Origin of the sequence: Oryzicola mucosus (assembly GCF_014534685.1) — a bacterium.
Lineage (GTDB): Bacteria > Pseudomonadota > Alphaproteobacteria > Rhizobiales > Rhizobiaceae > Oryzicola > Oryzicola mucosus.
Genome location: NZ_JACVVX010000001.1, coordinates 689,909 through 713,058 on the forward strand (window position 1 = coordinate 689,909; position 23,150 = coordinate 713,058).

20 protein-coding genes are annotated in these 23,150 nt (G+C 61.8%); 4 read left to right on the top strand and 16 right to left on the bottom strand.

What is annotated here, in order from left to right:
- Window positions 1–9 precede the first annotated feature (9 nt).
- On the top strand, window positions 10–1,128 hold the full coding sequence (locus ICI42_RS03205) for an ABC transporter ATP-binding protein (protein WP_188163071.1): 1,119 nt from the start codon (window positions 10–12) through the stop codon (window positions 1,126–1,128).
- Between the two features lies 1 nt (window position 1,129).
- Here ICI42_RS03205 and ICI42_RS03210 read toward each other — a convergent pair whose 3' ends face one another.
- From ICI42_RS03210 to ICI42_RS03225, 4 genes are all read right to left on the bottom strand, one after another.
- Complete coding sequence (locus ICI42_RS03210; RefSeq protein WP_188163072.1) at window positions 1,130–1,966, bottom strand: metal ABC transporter permease; 837 nt, start codon at window positions 1,964–1,966, stop codon at window positions 1,130–1,132.
- A gap of 217 nt (window positions 1,967–2,183) precedes the next feature.
- A complete protein-coding gene (locus ICI42_RS03215; protein WP_188163073.1) occupies window positions 2,184–3,044 on the bottom strand; it encodes a metal ABC transporter permease in 861 nt (286 codons plus the stop codon).
- A complete protein-coding gene (locus ICI42_RS03220) occupies window positions 3,041–3,934 on the bottom strand; it encodes a manganese/iron ABC transporter ATP-binding protein (protein ID WP_188163074.1) in 894 nt (297 codons plus the stop codon). The genes ICI42_RS03215 and ICI42_RS03220 overlap by 4 nt, the downstream gene beginning before the upstream one ends.
- Window positions 3,931–4,821 (bottom strand): metal ABC transporter substrate-binding protein, encoded by an 891-nt coding sequence (locus ICI42_RS03225; protein WP_188163075.1) that lies wholly within the window; start codon window positions 4,819–4,821, stop codon window positions 3,931–3,933. The genes ICI42_RS03220 and ICI42_RS03225 overlap by 4 nt, the downstream gene beginning before the upstream one ends.
- A 199-nt stretch (window positions 4,822–5,020) precedes the next feature.
- Here ICI42_RS03225 and ICI42_RS03230 point away from each other — a divergent pair, with 199 nt between their 5' ends.
- Window positions 5,021–5,446, top strand: coding sequence for a Fur family transcriptional regulator (locus tag ICI42_RS03230; RefSeq protein WP_188163076.1), 426 nt, complete (start codon window positions 5,021–5,023; stop codon window positions 5,444–5,446).
- 119 nt (window positions 5,447–5,565) lie between these two features.
- A complete protein-coding gene (gene gndA / locus ICI42_RS03235) occupies window positions 5,566–6,987 on the top strand; it encodes an NADP-dependent phosphogluconate dehydrogenase (RefSeq protein ID WP_188163077.1) in 1,422 nt (473 codons plus the stop codon).
- A gap of 156 nt (window positions 6,988–7,143) precedes the next feature.
- Here gndA and ICI42_RS03240 read toward each other — a convergent pair whose 3' ends face one another.
- The 9 genes from ICI42_RS03240 to cysG form a co-directional block, all read right to left on the bottom strand.
- Window positions 7,144–8,073, bottom strand: coding sequence for a phosphatidate cytidylyltransferase (locus ICI42_RS03240; RefSeq protein ID WP_188163078.1), 930 nt, complete (start codon window positions 8,071–8,073; stop codon window positions 7,144–7,146).
- Window positions 8,070–8,696 (bottom strand): lysophospholipid acyltransferase family protein, encoded by a 627-nt coding sequence (locus ICI42_RS03245; protein WP_188163696.1) that lies wholly within the window; start codon window positions 8,694–8,696, stop codon window positions 8,070–8,072. Before ICI42_RS03245 ends, ICI42_RS03240 begins: the two co-directional genes overlap by 4 nt.
- Window positions 8,693–9,334 (bottom strand): CDP-alcohol phosphatidyltransferase family protein, encoded by a 642-nt coding sequence (locus ICI42_RS03250; RefSeq protein WP_188163079.1) that lies wholly within the window; start codon window positions 9,332–9,334, stop codon window positions 8,693–8,695. Before ICI42_RS03250 ends, ICI42_RS03245 begins: the two co-directional genes overlap by 4 nt.
- Before the next feature lie 573 nt (window positions 9,335–9,907).
- On the bottom strand, window positions 9,908–10,309 hold the full coding sequence (locus tag ICI42_RS03260) for a VOC family protein (RefSeq protein ID WP_188163081.1): 402 nt from the start codon (window positions 10,307–10,309) through the stop codon (window positions 9,908–9,910).
- A gap of 64 nt (window positions 10,310–10,373) precedes the next feature.
- Window positions 10,374–10,922, bottom strand: coding sequence for a DUF934 domain-containing protein (locus ICI42_RS03265; protein ID WP_188163082.1), 549 nt, complete (start codon window positions 10,920–10,922; stop codon window positions 10,374–10,376).
- Between the two features lie 10 nt (window positions 10,923–10,932).
- Window positions 10,933–11,679: a phosphoadenylyl-sulfate reductase gene (locus tag ICI42_RS03270; RefSeq protein ID WP_188163083.1), complete on the bottom strand. Its 747-nt coding sequence runs from the start codon at window positions 11,677–11,679 to the stop codon at window positions 10,933–10,935.
- On the bottom strand, window positions 11,654–13,324 hold the full coding sequence (locus ICI42_RS03275) for a nitrite/sulfite reductase (RefSeq protein WP_188163084.1): 1,671 nt from the start codon (window positions 13,322–13,324) through the stop codon (window positions 11,654–11,656). Before ICI42_RS03275 ends, ICI42_RS03270 begins: the two co-directional genes overlap by 26 nt.
- A 21-nt stretch (window positions 13,325–13,345) precedes the next feature.
- Window positions 13,346–13,651, bottom strand: a complete 306-nt coding sequence (locus tag ICI42_RS03280) for a DUF2849 domain-containing protein (protein ID WP_188163085.1) — start codon at window positions 13,649–13,651, stop codon at window positions 13,346–13,348.
- Window positions 13,648–15,093 carry a siroheme synthase CysG gene (gene cysG, locus ICI42_RS03285; RefSeq protein WP_188163086.1) on the bottom strand — a complete coding sequence of 482 codons (1,446 nt, stop codon included), beginning with the start codon at window positions 15,091–15,093 and terminating at the stop codon, window positions 13,648–13,650. Before cysG ends, ICI42_RS03280 begins: the two co-directional genes overlap by 4 nt.
- Window positions 15,094–15,356: 263 nt before the next feature.
- Here cysG and ICI42_RS03290 point away from each other — a divergent pair, with 263 nt between their 5' ends.
- Window positions 15,357–15,794 carry a host attachment family protein gene (locus tag ICI42_RS03290; protein ID WP_188163087.1) on the top strand — a complete coding sequence of 146 codons (438 nt, stop codon included), beginning with the start codon at window positions 15,357–15,359 and terminating at the stop codon, window positions 15,792–15,794.
- Between the two features lie 814 nt (window positions 15,795–16,608).
- On the opposite strand, the gene ICI42_RS03295 is transcribed toward ICI42_RS03290, so the two are convergent.
- The 3 genes from ICI42_RS03295 to ICI42_RS03305 form a co-directional block, all read right to left on the bottom strand.
- Complete coding sequence (locus ICI42_RS03295) at window positions 16,609–17,358, bottom strand: SDR family NAD(P)-dependent oxidoreductase (protein WP_188163088.1); 750 nt, start codon at window positions 17,356–17,358, stop codon at window positions 16,609–16,611.
- A gap of 89 nt (window positions 17,359–17,447) precedes the next feature.
- Entirely contained in the window at window positions 17,448–19,679 is a 2,232-nt protein-coding gene (locus ICI42_RS03300) for a transglycosylase domain-containing protein (protein ID WP_188163089.1), read from the bottom strand.
- Window positions 19,680–19,949: 270 nt separating this feature from the next.
- Entirely contained in the window at window positions 19,950–23,111 is a 3,162-nt protein-coding gene (locus tag ICI42_RS03305; RefSeq protein ID WP_188163090.1) for a S8 family serine peptidase, read from the bottom strand.
- Window positions 23,112–23,150: the final 39 nt, after the last annotated feature.

Below are 23,150 nucleotides of genomic sequence, written 5' to 3' on the forward strand. Positions count from 1 at the left end.
GAACGAACAATGGCCGATCTGACGCTGCGGGACGTAAAGAAATCCTACGGTGCCGTGAACATCCTTCACGGCATCGATCTCGACATCAAATCGGGGGAGTTCATCGTCTTCGTCGGTCCGTCCGGATGCGGGAAGTCGACCCTGTTGCGGTCGATTGCCGGCCTTGAGGAAATCACCTCGGGCACGCTGCAGATTGCCGGCGAGACGGTCAACGACGTGCCGCCTTCGCAACGCGGCATCGCCATGGTGTTCCAGTCCTATGCGCTCTATCCGCATATGACGGTCTACGACAACATGGCGTTCGGCATGAAGATCGCCAAAGCGCCCAAGGCCGAGATCGACCGTCGCGTCAAGCAAGCGGCCGACATCCTGCAACTGACGCCCTATCTCGACCGGCTTCCGAAGGCGATGTCGGGCGGGCAGCGGCAGCGCGTCGCCATCGGCCGTGCCATCGTGCGCAACCCAAAAGTGTTCCTGTTCGACGAGCCGCTGTCCAACCTCGACGCCGCGCTGCGTGTCGCCACCCGCATCGAAATCGCCAAGCTCAAGGAATCGATGCCGCAAACGACGATGATTTATGTCACCCACGATCAGGTCGAGGCGATGACCCTGGCCGACCGCATCGTGGTCCTGAAGGACGGGCGCATCGAGCAGGTCGGCACGCCGATGGAGCTTTACTGCAAGCCCGGCAACCTGTTTGTCGCGCAGTTCATCGGCTCTCCGGCCATGAACATTTTGCCCGTCACCATTGAACGCGGCGGTGCGCCGACTGCCGTCAGGCTGCCGAGCGGGACCGTCGCCCATGTTCCCATCGCCACACCCGCCAATGCTACCGGAACCAAAGCCAGCTTCGGCGTGCGGCCGGAAGACCTGCGCGTGGCAGACGATGCCGAGGGCGGCGCCCTGTTCGAAGGCACGGTCGACTATATCGAGCAGTTGGGCGAGGTGCAGCTCGCCTATATCGACATTGGCCGGCAGGGCGAGCAACTCGTCGCCAAGATGCCCGGCAATGCGGAGGTGGCGCGGGGCGGCATCCTTCGCTTGACGGCAAGCCCCGGAAACCTGCATCTTTTCGATGAGAACGGCCGGACTTATGCCGTTTCGGATCGGGCGGTTCAGGCGGCGTAACTCACCCCGCCTGCATCTGCCTCCGACGCATTCTGAAGCGCGAGACGAAGAACGCTGCCACGAAGGTCAGGCTCATCAACAGCACGATGGTCGGGGCCGGAGCGCTGTCGAGGAAGAAGCTGAGATAGACGCCGAAGAACGACGTCAGCAGCGCTACCGCCAGCGACACCATCATCATGCGCTCGAAGCGGTCGGTCAGCAGGAAGGCGATGGCGCCAGGGGCGATCAGCATGGCAATCGCCAGGATGATGCCGACAGCCTTCAGTGCGCCGACGATGGTCAGCGACAGGATCGTCAGGAGACCGTAGTGCAACAGCCGCACCGGCAGGCCTATGGCGCGGGCATGCTGCGGGTCGAAGGCATGCAGCAGAAGATCGCGACGGTAAATGCCGATCGCGGCAAGTGACACTGCGGCAATGATGCCGGTCTGCAGGATATCGCCCCAGCTGACGCCCAGGATATCACCGAACAATATGTGGTCGAGGTGAACGTCGCTCTGGATCTTGGTGTAGAGCACGATGCCGAGGCCGAACATGCCGGAAAACACGATGCCCATCACCGTATCTTCCTTGATGCGGCTGTTTTCCTTGAGATAGCCGGTGGAAAGCGCGCAGACCATGCCGGCGGCGAACGCTCCAATCGCCAGCGGAATGCCGGCCATATAGGCCAGCACCACGCCCGGCAGCACGGCGTGGCTGACCGCATCGCCCATCAGCGACCAGCCTTTCAGCACGAGGAAGCAGGACAGCAGCGCCATGGGAGCCGCTATCAGCAGGGCGATGATGAATGCCTGCTGCATGAACGGAAACAGAAACGGCATGAGGAGGGTTTCGGTCATGCGCGGTGTTCCTCGGTGATGTGCCACCCCTTCTCCCCTTGTGGGAGAAGGTGCCCCGAAGGGGCGGATGAGGGGTGTTGGACGGAATGAGGGTTTGGCCGTGATCCCTCAAAAGAACAGAAGGGGCACCCCTCGCTCCATGCAACACCCCTCATCCGACCTCGCTGCGCTCGGCCACCTTCTCCCACAAGGGGAGAAGGGAATGTCACTGACGGGCTCATACCCCCGCCTCCAGCGATTCCTTCGCGCGGCGACGCGAGGCCAGCAGGCCATGCTTGGGCGCGAAGACGAAAGCGGTCAGAAAGATCAGCGTCTGCAGCACCACGATGATGCCGCCCGTGGCACCGTCGAGAAAATAGCTGAGATAGGCGCCGGTAAAACTCGTCACCGCGCCAATCGCCACGCTGAGTGCGATGAGGCGCGGGAACCGGTCGCTCAGAAGATACGCCGTGGCACCGGGCGTCACCACCATGGCGATGACCAGAAAAGCGCCGACTGTTTGCAGGGCAGCCACCGTGCAGGCACTCAACAGGGTGAAGAAAAGCACCTTGAGCCGGTCCGGATTGAGGCCGATGGAACGGGCGTGGTTCTCGTCGAAGAAAGCGACCATCAGATCCTTCCACTTGACCAGCAAAATGGCGAGCGAGAAGCCGCCGATCAGCACCAGTTGCAGCGTGTCCGACGGCGTCACCGCCAGGATGTTGCCGAGCACGATGGTCTGGATGTTCACCGAAGCCGGGGACAGCGAGATCATGAACAGGCCGAGCCCGAAGAAGGAGGTGAAGATCAGCCCGATAATGGCGTCTTCCTTAAGCTTGGTGCGCTGGTTGAGGAACAGCATCGCACCCGCCGCCAGTCCACCGGACAGGAAGGCACCGAGCGCAAACGGCAGGCCCAGCATGTAGGCCCCGGCCACACCCGGCACGATGGAGTGCGACAGCGCGTCGCCAATCAGCGACCAGCCCTTGAGCATGAGATAGGCAGACAGGAAGGCGCAAACGCCGCCGACTAGGGCGGAAACCCACATGGCGTTGACCATGTAGCCATAGCCGAACGGCTCGAGCAGCGTCTGGGTCATTTGCCGGCCTTTTCGCCGTTGGTTTCCTCGCCATAGATGACGAAGGGATGCTCGTCGTCGGTCAGGACCGTGACCTTGCGCTTGTCTTCGTCGTCATGCAGTTCGGCCCCACCCAGAATGAACTGGCGCAACACGCCGCCGAACGCCTTTTCCAGGTTCGACTTGGTGAACACCTCAGCCGTCGGTCCCGCAGCCAGAACGGTGCGGTTGACCAGCACGGCGCGGTCGCAGAAGCGCGGCACGCTGCCGAGATTATGGGTGGAGACCAGCATCACCCGGCCCTCGTCGCGCAACGCCTGCAGAAGCATGATGATCGCCTCTTCCGTTCGCACGTCGACACCGGTGAACGGCTCGTCGAGCAGGATCAACCGCCCGTCCTGGGCCAGCGCCCGCGCCAGGAAAACGCGTTTCTTCTGGCCGCCCGAAAGCTCGCCGATCTGGCGCTTGCGATAGTCGCTCATGCCGACGCGCTCAAGCGCGGCATCCACGGCGCGTTTGTCCTCGGCGCGGGCGATACGCATGAAATTCATGTGGCCGTAACGGCCCATCATCACCACGTCTTCGACCAGGACAGGGAAATTCCAGTCGACATCCTCGCTCTGCGGCACATAGGCGACGGCGTTGCGCTTGAGCGCTGTGGCGGCGGGTTCGCCGAAGATGGTGACCTTGCCCTGGGCGAGCGGCACGAATCCCATCACCGCCTTGAACAGGGTCGATTTGCCCGCGCCGTTAACGCCGACAAGAGCCGTGATGGTGCCGGCGGGGATCGAGAACGACGCATCGCGCAAAGCGGTGTGACCGTTCTTGTAGGTTACTGTGATATGATCGACCTGCAGCCCGGGGGACTGGACGTCTTCCACGCGATGCGCTGATTTCAGGGCCACGTTCATTCGGCAAGCCCCTTGGCAATCGTCTCTGACGTCACGCGCAGCAGGTCGAGATAGGTCGGGACCGGGCCGCTTTCGTCGCTCAGCGAGTCGACATAGAGCACGCCGCCATATTTGATCCCGGTCTCGCGCGCCACCTGCTCGGCGGGTGCTGACGAGATCGTGCTTTCGCTGAAGATCGCCGGCACATGGTGTTCGCGGATCTTGTCGATCACCTTGCGGACCTGCTGCGGCGTACCCTGCTGGTCGGCATTGATCGGCCAGAGATGGAGCTCCTTCAGGCCGAAATCGCGCGCCAGATAGGAGAATGCGCCCTCGCTGGTGGCAAGCCAGCGCCGCTCTTCGGGGATCGCATTGATGGAGGCGCGGATCGGCGCAACTGTTGCCTTGATCTTTTCGGAATAGGCGGAGGCGTTTTTCGCATAGATTTCGGCATTGTCAGGGTCCTGCGCGGCAAACGCCTTGCGGATGTTCTCGACATAGATCAGCGCCGCTTCCGGCGACATCCAGGCATGCGGGTTGGGTTTGCCGGTGTAGGGACCCTCGGCGATGCCCATCGGCTCGACGCCTTCGGAGACCACGGCGCTCGGCACACCGCTCAGATTGTCGAAGAACTTTTCGAACCAGAGTTCAAGGTTGAGCCCGTTCCACAGAATCAGATCGGCCTTTTGCGCCCGGATCATGTCGCCCGGTGTAGGCTGGTAATTGTGAATTTCGGCATTCGGTTTGGTGATCGACTGCACATCGGCCGCCTCTCCGGCGACGTTGCGAGCCATGTCTGCAATGATCGTGAATGTCGTGACCACCGTCATCTTCTCTTGTGCCGACGCCTGCCCGCTCCATCCCGCTAGGCCGAGCGCTACGACCGCCACCGACATCAAACTCCGCATACGCACCCGCATATCTCCACCGCTTGTTTCGCGGTCACTGCCGCGTCCTGCATAGAACTAGGGCGGCACAGCCCTTGTGTCAATGCAACTGCAAATCGTTTGCAAGAAGAAGAAAAGAGCGGTTCCAGATTGGCGCTTCGCAGTGGATGGTCGGCGAAATTTTTTGCAACTGACTGTCATCTGGAACATAGTCCCGCGCATGACGAGCGAGACATACAAGAAGCCCGACTACGAAAAAGCGCTGCGCAAGGCCGGCATCCGGATCACGCGGCCGCGCCGGGTGATCCTGTCGATCCTGGGCGAGACCGACGATCACCCGGACGCGCTGGAAATTTTCCGCCGCGCCGTCGCCATTGACAGCAGCATTTCGCTCTCGACCGTCTATCGCACCATGAAGCTGCTTGAGGGGTTAGGAGCCATTCACCGCCATGCCTTCGAAGGCGGGCCGTCGCGCTTCGAGCAAGCGGTCGGCGAGCATCACGATCACCTTATCGACATGGAGTCTGGGGACGTCATCGAATTCCATTCCGAAAAGATCGAGCAGCTCCAGAATGAGATTGCCCGCGAACTCGGCTACGAGATCGTCCACCATCGTCTCGAACTCTATGGCCGCCGCATCAAATAAGGCTCGCAGGCCTGTGGTCCGCTTCATCATCCGGCGCAGGCTGGTTGACGAAGTCGGCGGGCGGGTTCAATCATGCGCCGCACCGTAAATTCAACAGAATGCAAAGACAGGGATGAACGATGGAACAAGCCGAAATCGGGCTGATCGGCCTCGGAACCATGGGCTCCAACCTTGCCCTCAACATCGCCGAAAAAGGCCATCGCATCGCCGTCTTCAACCGCACGACGTCGCGCACCGATGCCTTCAAGGCCAATGCCGGCGAGCTCTCCGACCGCATCGTGCCCTGCCATTCGCTGCAGGAACTCGCCGCCGCCATCCGTCCGCCACGTCCGGTCATCATCATGGTTCTGGCCGGTACGCCGGTGGATGAGCAGATTGCCCAGCTGCGCGAGGTCCTGTCGGCCAACGACATCATCATCGACGCTGGCAACGCCAATTTCCGCGATACCATCCGCCGCTTCAAGGAACTTGAAAGCACCGGGCTGACCTTCATCGGCATGGGTGTTTCGGGCGGCGAAGAAGGAGCGCGCCACGGCCCGTCGATCATGGTCGGCGGCACCGAAGAGTCCTACAACCGCGTCGAGAAGGTGCTGACCGCCATCTCTGCCAAGTACAAGGGAGAGGCCTGTTCGGCCTGGCTCGGCACCGACGGTGCGGGCCATTTCGTCAAGACGATTCATAACGGCATCGAATATGCCGATATGCAGATGATCGCCGAAATCTACGGCGTGCTGCGCGACGGCCTGGGCTTGAACCCCAAGGAAATCGCTCCGGTCTTCGACACATGGAACACCGGCCGGCTGAACTCCTATCTGATCGAGATCACCGCCAAGGTGCTGAACGCGGACGACCCCAAGACCGGCAAGCCGGTGGTTGAGATCATCCTCGACCGCGCCGGCCAGAAGGGCACCGGCAAATGGTCGGTGATCGAGGCGCAGCAGCTCGGCATCCCCGCCACTGCGATCGAAGCCGCGGTCGCAGCACGCGTGCTGTCTTCGCTGAAGACCGAGCGTGAAGCTGCCGAAAAGGCCTATGGCGACCTCGGCCTTGGCCGGATTTCCGGCGACAAGGACGCCCTGCTCGCCGATCTGGAACTGGCGCTGTTTGCCGGCAAGGTCGCTGCCTATGCACAGGGTTTCGCTGTCATGTCGGGCGCCTCGCAGCAGTTCGGCTGGGACCTGCCGATGCCGACCATCGCCAAGATCTGGCGCGCCGGCTGCATCATCCGCTCGCAGTTCCTCGATACCATCGCCGAAGCCTTCTCCGCCGAAGACAACGTCGCCAACCTTCTGATGACGCCCGCCTTCATCGCGATGATGAAGGAAGCGCACCCTGCGCTGCGCCGCGTCGTCGCGCGCGCTGCCGAAGCCGGCCTGCCGGTTCCGGCGCTGTCCTCGGCTCTGGCCTATTTCGACGCTTACCGCCAGGGACGCGGCACCTCAAACCTGATCCAGGCGCAGCGCGACTTTTTCGGCGCGCATGGCTTCGAGCGTATTGATGCCGAAGGTGCGTTCCATGGTCCGTGGGGCAGCAACGGCTGAGGCTTAATTGCTTAAAGCCTACTCCCACCCTTGATCCCTCCCCACAAGGGGAGGGAGACGTCTACCTCAACGCTTTCCGCTGGTTTTTAAGCTTCGCGTCAAGCCAAGCGCCGGCGGAATCCTTCCCCTTGTGGGGAGGGGTGGGGGTAACCGCCGCTACACCGTGTAGAAATACCGCACGAGGTGGAAAAAGATCGGCGCGGCGAAGACGATGGAATCGACCCGGTCGAGCACGCCGCCATGGCCGGCGATCATGTTGCCCCAGTCCTTGGCGGCAAGGTCCCGCTTCACCGCCGACAGCACGAAGCCGCCGAAGAAGCCCGAGACGACAATGGCAAAGCTCATCGCCGCTGAGGTCAGCGGCGTGAACGGCGTCATGCCATACAGTGCCGCCCCCACCGCGACCGCCGCCAACCCGCCGCCGACAAGCCCTTCGATGGTCTTGGACGGGCTGATCCGTTCCGACAGCTTGTGGCGGCCGAACAGCTTGCCGAAGACGTATTGGAAGACGTCGCTGAGCTGTACCACCACGATCAGATAGACCAGAAGCAGAACCGGCTGCACGCCGGTGTCGAGCATCAAGAGCCCCGGCGCATGGCTGATCGAATAGACGCAGACCATCAGACCCCAGGTAACCCGCGCATTGCGGGTGAGGAAGTCGCGGGTATCGCCAGCCAGCGTCGACAGGGCGGCCAGGCCGAGAAAGGCATAGACCGGGATCAGGATCGAGAACAGCCCGTACCAGTCGGTCGCCACGAGATAATATTGCAGCGGCAAAAGGATGAAGAAGGAGACGAAGAGCGGCCGGTGGTCGCCCCGCGCCGATGGCGCCAGCGACCAGAACTCGCGCAAGGCGAAGAAGGAAACGAAGGCGAAGAAGACAGTGGTGAACAGCTTGCCGGCCAGAACGCAGAGGCCAAGCAGCAGCACCATCACCCACCACGCCTTGATGCGCTGGTTGAGGTTGGCGATGGTCGCCTGCTGCGGCCCGTCCTTTTTGAAATAATGCAATCCAGCGCCGATGGCCGAGGCGACGAGCAGCACGCCAACGATCCCGGCGAGCACGGTGAAGATGGTCCCGTTCATGCTGCACCTCCATCGCGCGGCGGGGCAAGCTCGGCGAGCGCATCTCGCGCGCGGTCGAGAAAGGCGCGGCGCTCTTCTCCGCGCTTCAGCCGGATGGGCGCGCCGAAACGCGGCGTGCATATCATCGGCACGACCAGAAAACTGCCCTTGGGCATGATGCGCGACAGATTGTCGAGATAGACCGGCACCAGATCCCGGTCGGGGAACCGTGCGGCGAGATTGTACAGTCCCGACCGAAAACTCTCGATCCGGTCGCCATGGCCGCGCGTGCCCTCGGGAAAGATCAGCACGGATTCCTTGTTGTGCAGCACCTCCATCATCGGCTCCAGCGGGTCGGCATCGGTGCTGCGCTGGCGGTCGATCAGGATGGAGTTGAGCAGTTGTTCGGCAATGAAACGCTTGCCCTTGCTCGACCCCCAATAATCCAGCGCCGCGGCTGGATGCACGGTGCGGCGCACATCGCCTGGCAGCGCCGCCAAAACCACCAGCGTATCGAGATGGCTGGTGTGGTTGGCGAAATAGATGCGGCTCTGGTCGTGCCGGCCAAGGTCGTGGCCGACGCCGCGCGCGCCGACGAGCAGCCGCACCAGCCCCAGGAGCATGTTCGACAGGAGCACGATCATGATGTCTTGAGCCTCGCTGCGATATCCCTCGTGCGCGTCATGCAGGTCCATGCACTTCCCACTGCAATGACCACCACGGCAATCTGCAACACCAACAGGCTGGGTGAAAAGAACCATAGGACGGACTGCGCGACGAGGGCTGCGGTCAGCACAGCCATACGGTGCTGCTTGGCCATGATGCCGCCGAAGCTCTGCGGCAGGCCGAGCGAGCCGCCGAAGACGCGGACATAGGCGGTGAGCGCGGCAAGCAGAGCCGCCAACCAGCCGAGCGCCGGCCAGGCTGCGGCATAGCCTGCGGCAACCAGAAACAGGCTGTCGGCGACACGGTCGGGGAACTCGTTATAGATCGCGCCCACCGGCGATTTCTTGCCGCCTTCGATGGCCACCATGCCGTCGAGAAGATTGCAGACCAGCCTGAGCTGAACGCAGAGGGCGGCGCCGATCCAGGCTGCCGGGTGCGAATAGCCAAGCATCAACCCGGCGCCGATGGCGGCGCAGATCACAGACCAGACGGAAATCTGGTTCGGCGTGACGCTGGATTGCGCCAGCTTGCGGCTCAGCGCTTGCGCCCAGCCGGAAGACCGGCTGGCAATCGGCCTTCGCTCCGGCTGAATCTCGCTGCTTTCGGAATCCGTCATATCCCTACCCAAACCGCCCGCCGACCGGTCATGCGGCGGTGCATTGTGCCGTGCTTGTGGCGGCGCAATGTTTCTAGCGGATATCTCGGCGTGTTTCAGGCTCGGATGAATGTTTTGCACCGAAGCATGTCGCCGAGACTGTCCAGCGGTTTGCGACAACGACATACGCGTAAAAAGCGCGCGACGTCAGCCGCCGCGCCGACCGAATTTGATGTCCGAAGGCGTTGCGCCATAGACCCCTTGCGAAACGCGCGGTTGAAGGTGGAAATGTCGGCAAAGCCGCAATCGAATGCGACTTGCAGAATGCTGCGGCCACGCCGGCTGGCCAGCATGCTATACGCGGAGCTCAGCCTGTGCAGGGGTGCCAGAGTCGGGGCGTCAGACGCCCGAAAGGCCGTCTCTGGGGCAGGCGAGACATGCACAATAATCTCGGCCGAAGGTGAACCTGAAGAACTATGCAGCATCGCTTCGGTGTCGGGAAGTGCGTTCAATCGAGAAATGAAATATTCGGACAAACAAACAGCACGGCAGCGAATACTGGGCCGCCTAAAGCATCTGGTCGGCACCGCGCCTTTATATTCCGGTGCCGCGTGCGCATGCCTCGATGTTGTTTCCGTCCGGGTCCAACACGAAGGCACCGTAATAATCGCCCGCCCCGCTGCGCGGTCCGGGTGGGCCGTTGTCGGTCCCGCCTGCTGCCAACGCTGCGTTATAGAAGGCATCCACCGTCTGTTTGTCGGCAGCAACAAAGGCGATGTGTGTCTGATTGAGGCCAGCTCGCGAACCTTCGGCCCAATAGGATGGCCGGCTTGTTCCGATCCAAAGATAAGGGATCGGCTCTTCGGCGCTTTTGCCGAGTAAAAACGCTTCCGGTCCATTGTCTATCGTCGACAGGCCGAGCGTTTTGGCAATAGCGTCATAAAAACGCCGGGCCTTTGGCAAGTCGGTCACGATGAAACCTGTGTGGTCGATCATGCCTTAAAAAATCGTCGTCGACGCATTTGGTTCCCGCGCGCCGAGCCCTGCAAAACAGAAGCGCTTACCCAGCCTGCCTTTGCCGGCGCCAGGAATAGGCAGCACCTTTGGCGGGAAGATCAGCGGGCTTTGCCGTGGGCTGGTAGTAGAAGGGACTACCGCCGCTTTCGCCGGCCTCAAGCCGGCGCAACAGCACGGGATGGGCGATCTCGAACTCATCGAAACCGGTGCGCAGCATATGCGGCAGCTGGTCGACCAGCACCTCGCCCGTTGCCCGCACAATGCCGGCAAAGCCATGCCGACCGCGCAAAAGCTCGGCCTTGGAATAGGAACGGCCGTCGCTGAAGGCCGGAAACGCCAGCGCGACAAGGGACAGATCACCCAGATACTCGGCGATATCCTCCAGATGCTCGCCGGGTTGCAGGATCACACCGAGCCGTTCGCGGGAGCCTGCGCGGACGCCCGGGTCGAGAACTAAAAACGTCCGCAGCGACAGGATGAAACGGCCATTGCCAGACAGTGCGTCCGCACTGTCGGCATGGATCCACTCATCATCGCGGAAGCCTTCCGGCGTCCACAGCCGGGGTGCGGCGGGCGGTGTCGCTTCGGTCATATGCAGAATCCTAGTGAGGGACATCGTTCAGCGTTCTTTCGAGACCGCCGAGATGAATGCCGCATTCCGTCTTGGCCTGTCCGGCCCAGCGTCCGCTGCGGGCGTCCTCGCCCGGCTTGACCGGTTGGGTGCAGGGAAAACAGCCAATGGAAAGATAGCCGTATGCGACGAGGGGATTGGCGCGCAGACCGTGGCGTTGCATGTAATCGGCCAGGTCGCCGCCGCTCCACCGCGCCAGCGGATTGATGCGGACGCGCGGGCCGACCGTCTCGAACACAGGCAATGCCGCGCGCGTCGCCGCCTGGAAGCGTTTGCGCCCGGTGAACCACGCGCCGAACGGCTCGACTCCACGCGCCATGGTTTCCACCTTGCGCACCGCGCAGCAGGCTTCCGTATCCCTTTGGTGCAAAGAGCCATCGGGATCGGCACGATTAAGCGCGGCTTCCTCCGGAGTGACGATGCGCAGATCGGTCAGGCCGAAATCGGCGACAAGCGCATCACGATAATGCAGCGTCTCCTCGAAATGCTTGCCAGTGTCGAGAAAGACGATTGGCAGCGACCGGTCGACCTCCGCGATCATGTGCAGCAGCACCGCCGAATCCGCGCCAAAGGAGGACACGGCGGCGATATCGCGCACGAAAAGATCGGTCGCGGCGCGCTCGATCACCTTGCGCGGGTCGAGATCGCCGTAGCGTGTGTCATAAGCGGCGGCCTGCTCTGCAAGCTCCGTCTCAAGCAGCCTTTGCTTCGCTGCCATAAAGCGCCTCCTTGAAGGGAGCTTGCCCCACCCGGCGATAGGCATCGAGGAAGATTTCGGAGCTGTCCAGCCTGATCCTCAGATAGGTCTCGACGATGGTTTCGACGGCATCGGTGATATCCTCCGGCCCGAAACCACGGCCGATGATCTCGCCGACCGAGGTGTTCTCGTCGCCCGAACCGCCCAGCGTCACCTGGTAGAGTTCGGCCCCCTTCTTCTCAACGCCGAGAATGCCGATATGGCCGACGTGATGGTGGCCGCAGGCGTTGATGCAGCCGGAAATCTTCAGCTTCAGTTCGCCGATATCGCGCTGGCGCTCCAGCGAGGCAAAACGATGCGTGATCTCCTGAGCCACCGAGATCGACCGCGCATTGGCGAGCGCGCAATAGTCCAGGCCGGGACAGGCAATGATGTCGGTGATCAGATTGGAGTTGGCCGTCTGCAGACCGATCTCCACAAGGGAATCGTAGACCGCGCGCAGGTCAGCGCGCGCGACATGCGGCAGGATCAGGTTCTGCTCGTGCGACACGCGGATTTCGTCGAAGCCGTAGCGTTCGGCGAGATCGGCGACCGCTTCCATCTGCGAATCCGACGCGTCGCCCGGTGCCTCACCCACGCCCTTGAGCGAGATGGTTACGGCGGCGTAATCGGGATGCTTGTGGGTGACAACGTTCTGGTCGAGCCACTCGCCGAAGCTGCGCGAATCCAGCCGTGCCAGCCGCAGCGCCTCGTCGCCTTCCGGCCGCGCGACCAGCGCGGGCGGCGCGAAATAGGTCGAGATGGCGCGGATGTCGGCTTCGGGCAGTGCGAGCTCGCCGTCTTTAAGATGAGCCCATTCAGCGTCCACCTGGCGGGTGAATTCCTCCACGCCGGTCTCATGCACCAGGATTTTGATGCGCGCCTTGTATTTGTTGTCGCGGCGTCCATGCAGATTGTACACGCGCATGATGGCCGTGATGTAGGACAGCAGATGTTCTTCCGGCAGGAAGTCGCGGATTTTCTTGGCGATGATTGGCGTGCGCCCCTGCCCGCCGCCGACATAGACGGCGAAGCCCAGCGCACCGGTCTCGTCCTTCTTCAGATGCAGGCCGATGTCGTGGACCTGAATGGCGGCGCGGTCGCGCTTGGCCCCGGTCACGGCAATCTTGAACTTGCGCGGCAGGTAGGAAAACTCCGGATGCACCGACGACCATTGCCGCAATATCTCCGCATAGGGGCGCGGATCGGCAACCTCGTCGGCGGCGGCGCCCGCGAAATGGTCGGCGGTCACGTTGCGAATGCAGTTGCCGGAGGTCTGAATCGCATGCATTTCGACGCTCGCCAGATCGGCGAGGATCGCCGGCATGTCCGACAAAGCCGGCCAGTTGTACTGGATGTTCTGGCGAGTGGTGAAGTGGCCGTAGCCCTTGTCGTATTTGCGCGCGATGTGCCCGAGCATGCGCAGCTGCTTCGAGTTCAACGTGCCGTAGGGGATCGCCACTCGCAGCATGTAGGCGTGCAGCTGCAGATAGACGCCATTCATCAGCCGGAGCGGCTTGAACTGATCCTCGGTGATCTCGCCGGCAAGCCGCCGCTCCACCTGGTCGCTGAACTCGGCGACACGGGCCTGTACGAAATCGTGGTCGAACTCATCGTAGCGGTACATGATCGTTCCCTGCGTTCAGTCTCAGGCGTGCCGCGCTGAGGGACGTGCCTGCTTGCCAAGGTCGGTACGGTTGGTGGGGCCTGCGGCGCGGATGACTTCGCGCAGCCGCGTCGGGCGGATGACGCCGTCGGCCACAACGACGTCGATCAGATTGACGTCGACGACTTCGTCATTGTCGTAGGCAGCCTTGCCGATGGCCTCGAGCCGGCTTTCGCCGAGCTTGTCGGCAACCGTTTCGGCGAGATCGATGGCCTCGGCCCATGTGCCATCGGCGGCATACCAGACGGCCTCGCCGTCGCTCAGCCGGTTGGCTGTGAGGATTTTCATGCTCTGGCTCCCGCAAGAGTTTTGGGGGCGGCGGGACGGCGCGCCGAAAGCGCTTCCGAGCGGGCGAAATTGGCGCCCGCCACCGCATCGCCTATGATGGTCATGACGGGACCGTCGAGATCGTCGCGCGCTTGCAGCGACGGCAGATCGGCCAGCGTGCCATGGAACTTGCGGCTGTTGGCGAGGCTGGCATTTTCGACCACAGCCACTGCCGTATCCGGCGACAGCCCGGCATCGATCAACCGACCGGCCACTTCGGCCGCGACCGAGCGGCCCATATAGACAGCGACGGTTGCGCCCGAGATGGCAAGCTTAGCCCAATCCGGCAGGCTGCGGCCTTTCAGGTCGTGGCCGGTGGTAAAGACCAGCGAGGAGGTGACGCCGCGCAGCGTCAGCGGCAGTTCGAAATCGGCGGCGGCGGCAAAGGCCGACGTAACGCCCGGCACAACCTCGTAGGAGACGCCGGCATCGCGCATCGCCTGCATCTCCTCGCCGGCCCGGCCGAACACCAGCGGGTCGCCGGACTTGAGACGGACGACGGCCTTACCCTCGCGGGCGAGTTCAACCAGCAGGTCGTTGATTTCGCCCTGCGACTTGGAATGGCAGCCCTTGCGCTTGCCGACCGAGACGCGCTCGGCATCGCGACGGCCCATGGCGACCACAGCCTCGGGAACCAGCGCATCGTAAAGTATTACGTCGGCTTCCATCAGCAGGCGCTGCGCACGCAGCGTCAACAGATCTTCCGCGCCCGGACCGGCGCCGACCAGCGCGACATGGCCGCGCGCGGCACCGCCGGATGCGATCAGGCGCTCAGCCGAGGCCTTCGCCTGCTCGTGCCGACCGGAGGCGACAGCGCGCTGCGGCTCGCCGGTGAAGAAGGATTTCCAGAAGCGCCGCCGCACCGCACCGCGCGGCAGGCTCGCATCGACCGCATTGCGCAGCGAGGCAGCCAGCGTCGCCAATCCGCCCAGCGATGGCGACAGCATCTGGTCGATGCGCGCGCGGATCATCTGCGCCAGCACAGGCCCCACACCTTCCGTGCCGATGGCGACCGCCACGGGCGCACGATTGACCAGCGCGGGCGTGAAGAAATCGCACAGTTCCGGGCGGTCCACCGCATTGACCGCAATGCCGAGACGGCGCGCATCGTCCGACACGCAACGGTCCTGGACCTCTTCGCCGGTGGCCGCGAAGACCAGCGTCGAACCCGCGATCAGCGCAGCCTCATAGTCCTGCGCGACGTGCTCTGCGTGGCCAGCGGCAACGAAAGCGGCAAGGTCGGGTTCGATGTCCTGAGAGATGATGCGGATCGAAGCGCTGGATTGCGCCATCAGGCGCGCTTTGGCCAAAGCTTCCTCGCCGCCGCCGACGATGGACACAGTTTTACCCTCGACCCGCATAAAGACGGGGAACGCGTTGAGCTTTGCTGGAATTGACGGCATGGCACGGGTTCTCAAGGGAGCCCGATTTTTACTCGTTCAGCCCTTCCCGCAGAAGGAATGCACTCGCGCCGCCTCAAAGGCAGTGCAATGTTTTTTCCGCGCAGGCGACGACGGGCAGAAAAAGATTCCCCAATGCGGCGCGAGAAGTTTTTTCCTCCCGCAAAGCTCGCCTCGCGGAACATTCTCACGCTTTTTCACGTTGGCCTTGAGAAGGCGGCACGGGGCACCTGAAATGACTAGCTTTGCCTAGAAAGGGTTAGGATATGACGCAGCTGAAACTCAAGCACGGAACTTCTGTGGTCGTGGCGGACGGAGAGAAGGCGATCTTCCTGAAAAACGAGGGCGATGCAACCTATCCCAACCTCAAACTCGTGCATGAGATGAAGATGGAAAATCCACCGTCCCGCGACCAAGGCACCGATCGCCCCGGTCGCTTCAACGACGGACCGTCCGTACACCGCAGTGCCGTCGACGAGACCGACTGGCATCGCCAGAACAAGGAGCGCTTCGCCGGCGAAGTGCTCGAAGAGTTGAAGAGCGACGACTATGAGCGCGTTGTTCTCGTCGCAGGGCCGTTGGTGTTGGGCGAAATGCGGAAATCGTTTCCGACCGAAGTGTCATCGAAGGTGGTAGCCGAAATCACCAAGACACTGACTAACCATTCGGTGCCCGAAATCGAAAAGCTGCTGATGAAAGAGTAGCATCGGCAAGAAGACTGCAACTGTGAAATCCTGACAGCCCACTTTTCGGCTTTTGGCCTTCACGAGCGATTGTCTTGTGGCCGGGGTCGCGCATCAGCGACCTCGGCCACCATATTGGAAACGCGGCGGGAGTCCCTCGTCGCATCTTCCATGCTGACTGATTCCAAAAGGGCGTTGGCTGGACAATGCCGCACGACACTACGCTTATAGTCACTATCGTTGCTGGCCTCGGTCTCGCGTTCGTTTTCCGAGTTCTTGCCAACCCATTGGCTCGACGGCTTGGCGCTTTGGGTGGTTTTGTGCTATTGGTCCATTAGCTGAAGATCGACGGCAATGATGGGCAGTAAGGGCAATTGTAACGGGATGGAGTGCGATGCGTTTTCGCGCCTTAGCCGCGGCATGCTCAGCTGGTGGCGGGGCGAAGTCGCTAAGATCAAGAGTGCCTTTGCAAAGCGGGTTCGCAAGGCGTCACGGCTAGCTGCACCATTCCGCCGATGAAAGAATTCGCATCTCAAATTTACGCGGCAGTGAAGTCTGGGCGCCTTAAAGAGCCGTTCGGACCGAAGGACGTTCGCCTTGCTTGCCCCGGCTGGGCGGACAAAACCTACGGCGTTTTCCTGTCCAAACACCGAGTAGGCAATACCGGCAAAACAACGGAGCTTTTTGAGCAGGTTGGACGGGGACTGTTTAAAACGCTCCCGCGACTGCGGTAGCCATGTTTTGAACCGCTATGCAGTCAACCACACAATACGGCCGTAGCATTAAAGTGGGCGAGCCTGTGTCGGCGGCAGCGGTGGTGTGAGGCAGCAGGTGCTCACACGTGCTGTCCGCCATTGATGTGGATTTCTGCGCCACTGACATAAGACGACTGACCCGAGCAGAGGAAATAGATGATGTCCGCGACCTCTGCGGTGGAGCCGAGCCGGCGCAGCGGTATTGTCTCAACAATCTTGTCGGTGCCGGGCGACAAAATCGCGGTGTCGATCTCGCCGGGCGCAATCGCGTTGACGCGAATGCCATGCGGCCCGAAATCGGCGGCCATTTCGCGCGTCAGCGAGCCAAGCGCTGCCTTGGAGGTCGCGTAAGCCGTACCGGCAAAAGGATGCACTCGCGTTCCGGCGATGGAGGTCACGTTGACGATCGATCCCCGCGCCGCTGCCAGTTCCTTGAAAAGACCCCGCGCCAGCATGATCGGGGCGAAGAAATTGACCTGGAAGACATCGCGCCAGACATGCATCGGCGTGTCGAAGGAGTTCATCCGTCCGCCCTCAGGCAGCTTGGGCGAGATGCCGGCATTGTTGACCAGCGCCTGCAACTGTCCACCCTCCGCCTCGATGCGGTGACGTATTTCAGAAACGGCAAGGCCGACATCTTCGGGGTCGGCAAGATCGACCTTGATGTGGTCCTCCGGCCCTGCCGGCCATGGGCAGTTTTCGGCAAAGGCCTGCCGCGAGCAGGTAATGACACGCCAACCTTCGCGCGAAAAGCGCTTGACCGTGGCGTGACCGATGCCGCGGCTGGCGCCGGTGAGCACGATGGTCTTCCTGCCGTCCGACTGACTCATGATCCTGCCTCGCTGATATTTCAGAGCATGTAGCGGATCATGTTTCGGATTGGTAGCGGCGCGGTGACGCGGGCAGGCGGGCAAGCCGCCTATCGGTTGCCCAGAATGACGTCGAGGATCGACGTTTCGCTGCGCTGCGCCGGTCCGCCGACATCGGCTTTCGGCACCGGCCGGATCGAAGATGTGGCTCCCGCTTCGACGCCAAACCCGTCGCCGGGGCCGATGGGTTGGCTCGGGCGTGGCTGTGCGCCAACTGGAACCGTGGGAGCCTGGGGTGCGGACGGGAACAGGTTCTCTCCGGGAGCCGCCTGCTCGACGGCAATTTCCTGCGCCGGTGTTGGCGACCAGCGGCCAGGAAGGGCGGCAATCGGCACGCCGTCATGCGCGGCGACCATGAACTCGTGCCAGGCCGAGGCCGGAAGTGCACCGCCGGTGACCTTGTTCATCGGCTTGCCGTCATCATTGCCGAACCAGACGCCGGTGGTCAGATTGGCGGTGTAGCCGACGAACCAGGCGTCTCGCGAATTCTGGCTGGTGCCGGTCTTGCCGGCGGCCGGCCAGGCGAAATCGGCCTTGCGCGCCGTGCCTTCCTTGATCGTCGCGCTCATCATCGCATTCATCATGCCGACTGTTTCGGAACTGACGACGCGCGGCGTGTTGCCCCCGGTGTATTCGTACAGCACCTTGCCCCCTGTGGTGGTCACGCGCTGAACGAAGTGGATCTGCGGTTTGTAGCCGCCATTGGCGAAGGGCACATAGGCGGCTGTCAGTTCGAGCGGCGTCACCTCGGAGGTTCCGAGCGAGATCGAGACGTTGGATTGCAGGCTGGATTCGATCCCCATGCGGTGCGCCGCCTCGATCACCGCATTTGGGCCGACTTCCATGGTCAGCTGGGCCGCGACCGAATTGAGTGACTTGGCAAGGGCCGTCGCCAGCGTCACCTGGCCGTAATATTTGCCGCCGTAATTTTCCGGCGTCCATTTTCCGATCTTGATCGGCGCGTCGTTGCGCAGGCTGTCGGGTGTGCGTCCCGCTTCGAGCGCGGCCAGATAGACGAAAGGCTTGAAGGCCGAACCCGGCTGCCGCCGCGCTTCCGAGGCGCGGTCGAACTGGCTGTTGGCATAATCGTAGCCGCCGACCATGGCGCGCACCGCGCCCGAATTGTCGATGGAGACGAGCGCGCCCTGCGACACCGAGAGTTTCTTGCCGTTCTCGTCGATCAGGCGGCGGATAGATTTCTCCGCCTGCCGCTGCAGATTGAGATCGACGGTGGCGTCGACAATGATGTCGTTGCGGACGTCGCCGATCAGCGCCGGCAGTTCCTCCATGATGCGGTCGGCGACATAATTCTCCGAACCGTTCCAATAGGACGGCGCCCGGTTGGCCGGGGCGCTCATCGCGGTCGTCAGTTCCTTGTCGCCGATCATGCCCTCGTTGCGCATCGCGCCCAGAACGAGCTGGGCACGGCTTTCGGCGGCCTGCGGATCGCGCGCCGGAGACAGCCGGGACGGCGCTTTCAGAAGCCCCGCGAGCAGCGCCGCCTCCGCCAAGGTCACATCGCGCGCGGATTTTCCGAAATAGCGCCGCGAGGCGGCCTCGACGCCATAGGCACCGGATCCGAAATAGACCCGGTTCAAATACATCTCGAGGATCTGGTCTTTGGTGTGCTTATGCTCCAGCCAAAAGGCCAGCAGCACCTCCTGCACCTTGCGCTCCAGCGTGCGGTCGGGGGTCAGGAACAGGTTCTTGGCGAGCTGCTGGGTCAGCGTCGACCCACCCTGGCTGAAACGGCCGGTGACCACGTTTTCCGCCATGGCGCGGGCAAGGCCGATCGGATCGACGCCGAAATGCCCATAGAAGCGCCGATCCTCGATGGCCATGACGGCTTGCGGGATATAGGGCGACATCTCGTGCAGCCCGACGGCCTCGCCGCCGGTCATGCCGCGATTGGCGAGCAGGTCGCCATCGACGGAGACGATCTTGATGTTGGGCGAGCGGTCGGGAATCGACCAGGTCGTGGCGCTCGGCATCTGAGCGCCGTAATAGACGACGAGACCTGCGCCTGCGATACCGGCCCATATGGCAAGCACGAAGCACCAATAGAACAGCTTGCCGAAAATGCCGAACGTGCCGCGCCGCTTGCGGCTTCTCTGCGCCGGCTGGCGACGGCCGCCGCCGGGCGACTTGCGCTTGGTGGAAGACTTTCGGCTGTTTGTGGGCACGACGCGATCCTCTTCACCCACGGACAAATCGTCGGACCCGCGCCCGCGCGCCGGTCCGCCAAAACTTGGCTCGATCCGTTTGTCGTTTCGCCTTGCCATGCACTCCCGCGGCCCAATGAGGTCTCTGGCTGAGCTGAAGGCTAAATGCGGCGATTTAAGGGGGCGTTAAAGCCATTTTAAAAAATGTTTAAGGTTAACAGTGACTTATCGTAAATACGCTACCGCTCTGTTCCAGAGGGGATGCCAGGGCGCCGGCGCTCCATCGCGGACGGTATCATAGGACCGGCAATCGTGGTCGCCATGTCTGTCCTGTCGTCAAGCAAAAAGCCCGCGCCATTACTGAAGGCGCGGGCTTTGTTTTGTTCAGTCTTACACAACCAAGAAGTCCTGGTAGCCAATCGCGGCCTTGTTCGAAAGGATGGCGAACAGCACAGGATCGTAGGTCGTGCCGTTGCCGTCGCGGTCGAAATAGAGCTCGCCGGTGTCAGTCTCATAAATAATGCGGTCCGAAGCGTCTCCTGCCAGTCCGGTGGTGTTGGCTCGGAATGCAGGCGATGCCAACGCGCCGTCCGTCAACCCGAGGAAGACGGCATTGTCGAGGCGGATGCTGTCATCGGGTGCATAGAAATCGGTGATGGTATCGACATTGGTCGCGCCGAGGGCTTGGTCGAACACGAATGTATCCGCGCCGCCTTTGCCCAAAAGCGTATCGCTGCCGGCCATGCCATTCAGGATATTGTTGCCGTTGTTGCCGTCGAGCACATTGTTCAGCTTGTTGCCGGTGGCATTGATGTTGCCGGTTCCCACGAGGTCGAGCGTTTCGACATAACGGCCAGCGAGCGAGTAGCTGACGGTCGAAATGATCTTATCGTTGCCTTCCCCGGAAGCTTCGACGACATTGTCGCCGGCATTGTCGACATAATAGGTATCGTTGCCGCTATGGCCGACTATTTTGTCGGCGCCCGCCTTGCCGTCCAATACGTTGTTACCCGATGTGCCGTCGATCAGGTTAGCCTGGGCATTTCCGGTTCCGTTGATGTTGGCGCCGGAAAGATCGAGCGTCTCGATGAAGGCCGACAGAGTATAGCTGACCGTAGCGATCACCTTGTCGCTGCCCTGGCCATTGGCCTCCGTCACCACATCGCCGGCATTGTCGACGTAATAGGTATCGTTGCCGTCCTTTCCGATCATGGTGTCCGGGCCAGCCTTGCCATCAAGCACGTTGTTGCCGTTGTTGCCGTCGAGCACATTGTTCAGCTTGTTGCCGGTGGCGTTGATGTTGCCCGTACCGACGAGATCGAGCGTTTCTACATAACGGCCGGCAAGGCTGTAGCTGACGGATGCGATGATCTTGTCGTTGCCTTCGCCGTCGTCCTCCACGACATTGTCGCTGGCATTGTCGACATAGTAGGTATCGTTGCCGGTATGGCCGACCATCTTGTCGGCGCCCGCCTTGCCGTCCAGGACGTTGTTACCGGCGGTACCGTCGATCACATTGGCATAGGCATTGCCAGTGCCGTTGATGTTGCCGCCGGACAGATCCAGGTTCTCGACCTCAAGACCCGCGAGCGAGTAACTGATCTTGGCGATGACTTGATCCGTGCCTTCACCGAAATACTCCACCACCAGATCGGCAGCATTGTCGACCACATAGATGTCGTTACCCGCCCCGCCGCGCATCGTGTCGATGTCGGCACCACCGTCCAGCCTGTCGTTGTTGGTGCCGCCGTCGAGCGTATCGGCGCCTGCGCCGCCATACAGCTTGTCGGCTCCGCGCATGCCATAGAGCATGTTGGCGCTGGTATTGCCGTAGATCGAATCTCCTGCATCGCCGCCGATGGCATTCTCGATGTTGGTGAAAGTCGCCGCCTGGCCCGCAATAGAGCCCGTGACGCCGTCGAGCCGTATGATCGAGGCAGTGGTCACAGCAGAAGCATTGACCGTATCGCCGCCGCCGTTGCTGTCCACTACGGCCGTGTTGTGGTTGCTCACCCCAGCATATTGGGCGTATTCATCGGTGTAAATGTAGCGATCGCTCAGACTGAAGTCGGCATGCACGCGGAGAACGATATCCGACACTGTAAGTACATCGCTGCCCAAATCGTCTACGACGCGCACCGTCCAGGTTCCAGCGGCGCGCTCTCCACGGAAGGCCTGGCTCTCGAAAGTCCAGGTTCCATTGTAGTCACTCGAACCGGCAACGTCCCTGATCAGTTCGCTAACCGTACCGTCAGGGGAAACGAGGTAAATCTCCATATCGGCGGTGAACGTGGTAGAGAAGGTCATCTCCACAGTGACCCGTTCGACGATATCGTCGTAGTTGACGGTTCCAGAGAAGCTCAGGCCCGTCGTGTTGCCATCCGGTATAACGGTCGCGGTGTCCAAAATATGAACTTGGCTGGTCCACTGGGTCGAGGTTGTCTGAGGCACGCCACCCGCGAGCAACCAAGTCTCTGCCATGCGCACGGCGGCATGAGCATCGACCAGACCATAGCCATAGTCGTTGCTGAAATGCTGGCCGCCGCCATTCCATGTGGTGGCCCCATTCCAGCCCCAGGCATACCGTTCGGACCCGGCGATCCCGGCGCCCATCTCGCTGCCGACCTGCCGTGCGGATACACCCAGAATGGTCTGCACGTCACGCCAGCCAAGCCCCGCATTGGCGTCGAGCATCAGCGACACGACACCGCTGACCATGGGTGCGGCGGAAGACGTTCCGTTGAAGGTCGAGGTGAAATCCGTAGTGCTGTAGCCGTCCGCGCCGACACGATCGGTGGTCACCACCTGGCCAGGCGTGCCGAAGCCGGACACCAACACCGCTGCGCCATAGCTTGAATAGGACGAGACGAAACCGTTTTGATCGACAGCGGCCACGACAACCTGCCGTGTGTCGTTCGTCCAGTCGTCGGCATTGACGTCATAATCGTCTGTGCGCGAATTGCCTGCCGACTTGACGATTATGGAACCAAGGCCGCCGCGGCCGGCGTTCACGGCGGTACCGATGGAAGTCTCGATCTCGTCGAATCTTGCGGCATCGTAGCCGAACCCAAACTCGCTATTAACGTCGTTGGCAATGCCTTGGCTGATGTTGATAACGTCGCCTTGAGCACTTATTGCTGCGGTGCCTATCGCGTCCCGGATGTCTTGAAGCCATTCGTCCGAGATGAAACGGTACACGCGATAGCCGACAAGCTGGGTATGAAAGGCGACGCCAACAGAGCCGGCGCCGTTGGCGGCAGCACCAATGATGCCCGCAACGGCGGTTCCGTGCCAATCACTGGCTGGATCTCCATAGGCATCATCTGTGTGGGTGACGTATTCATAGTCCAGGCCAGTATGGTAATTTGGCGCCAGATCCGAATGAAGATAATCGATACCATCGTCTATCACGACCACCCGTGTGCCCCAACCGGTATAGGCCTCGCCTTCCGTTGGGTTCCAGACCGACATGACGTTCAAATCATATAAGCCTGAAACAGTCTGATTGAGATGCCATTGTTGTGCGAGCAAAGGGTCGGTTGGCGTCGGCATTGACTTCTCCAATCGTTATTGAGCATCTTGAGAGGCTCA